The organism is Paenacidovorax caeni, from assembly GCF_001298675.1.
GTDB classification, from domain to species: Bacteria; Pseudomonadota; Gammaproteobacteria; order Burkholderiales; family Burkholderiaceae_C; genus Paenacidovorax; species Paenacidovorax caeni.
The window spans coordinates 1-1050 of the sequence record NZ_CYIG01000133.1 but is presented as its reverse complement, the minus strand read 5'-3'; the positions used below and the strand labels follow the sequence as shown (position 1 = coordinate 1050).

Sequence of the window (1050 nt, the reverse complement as noted above, 5' to 3'; positions counted from 1 at the left end):
AAGCGACAAGCCTGGAGAGATGCATTCAATGCTGCCGACAATTCCAAGAAATAATAATCTCCTCTATGCAACACTGCATAGAACTGATTGAAAATATCTTGTATTCAGAAAACATTGCTGCTATTATCAAAACAAATAGGAGTTAACACATGCTGGATCTGATCAAAACGGAAGAAGTTGCATACCGCCTTGGCGTCCCGCCCAGTTACGTTGCGCAAATGGAAGAGGATGGATTGATCGAAAGCAAGAAGCTGGCTGGCGAAAAGTTCTACGACCCGTTCCAGATCTCTCGCCTGCCGGGGTACCAATTGGACACCCCGAGCCTCAACCAGTCTCAATACCTCCTTGCGCTTTGCGAAGAGAGCACCTACTGAAGCAACAGCCGCACACAAAAAAGCCCGCCGAAGCGGGCTTTTTTATTTAGCAACCAGCGATGGCGGCTGAGACGCTGCAGATTCAAATGCCAAGTGATTTAGCAAAGCTGGAGACCCTTGAGTTCTTCTTGGGTCGGATGGGTTCGGCATTCGGTTTAAGCTCCTCCTGCTCAGGCATCGGTGTGTCAGGCTTATGCGCTACCGCTTCAGGAACCTCGGCGGAAGACTGCACTGGTAGCACAGCGGGCTTTTGATGCTCTGCTTCGACCTGGCTTGTAGCCTGGATTATTGGCTGCGCAATAGTCTCTTTGGCTATTGGCACTACCGGCGCGACCTGTACTACCGGCTCGGAAGTTAAAGCGGGCGCACCCGATTTGGCCTCCGAAGCCATCGCGACAGCATGCAGACCCAGTGTCGCCAATGCCCGCAATCGTTCTGCCCGCAAACGCACCGGGGTGCGCTCCATTTCTGCATGCAGATCTGGGTACGCTTCATTCAGAACAACGGGGAAACGCAAGTAATTGGGGTCTCCTCGTTTTCAGTGCAATAAGTGACGGTACGAAAAGCTAGCACTGGCGCGGAGGTGGTGTTGGTAGATCGTTGATTTCATTGACTTTCCTGTTCACTTTCAAATCTGCGATTCGTGGCGTCAAACCGTGGTCGGTTTCATCCATTG

Annotated in this window: 2 protein-coding genes; one reads left to right on the top strand and one right to left on the bottom strand. The window is 51.5% G+C overall.

What is annotated here, in order from left to right:
• The first annotated feature begins 149 nt into the window (after positions 1-149).
• Positions 150-374 (top strand): helix-turn-helix domain-containing protein, encoded by a 225-nt coding sequence (locus BN2503_RS19095; protein WP_054258148.1) that lies wholly within the window; start codon positions 150-152, stop codon positions 372-374.
• Between the two features lie 82 nt (positions 375-456).
• Here the strand turns inward: BN2503_RS19095 and BN2503_RS20415 are convergent, their stop codons facing one another.
• Complete coding sequence (locus BN2503_RS20415) at positions 457-891, bottom strand: hypothetical protein (RefSeq protein WP_148639793.1); 435 nt, start codon at positions 889-891, stop codon at positions 457-459.
• Between the last annotated feature and the right edge of the window lie 159 nt (positions 892-1050).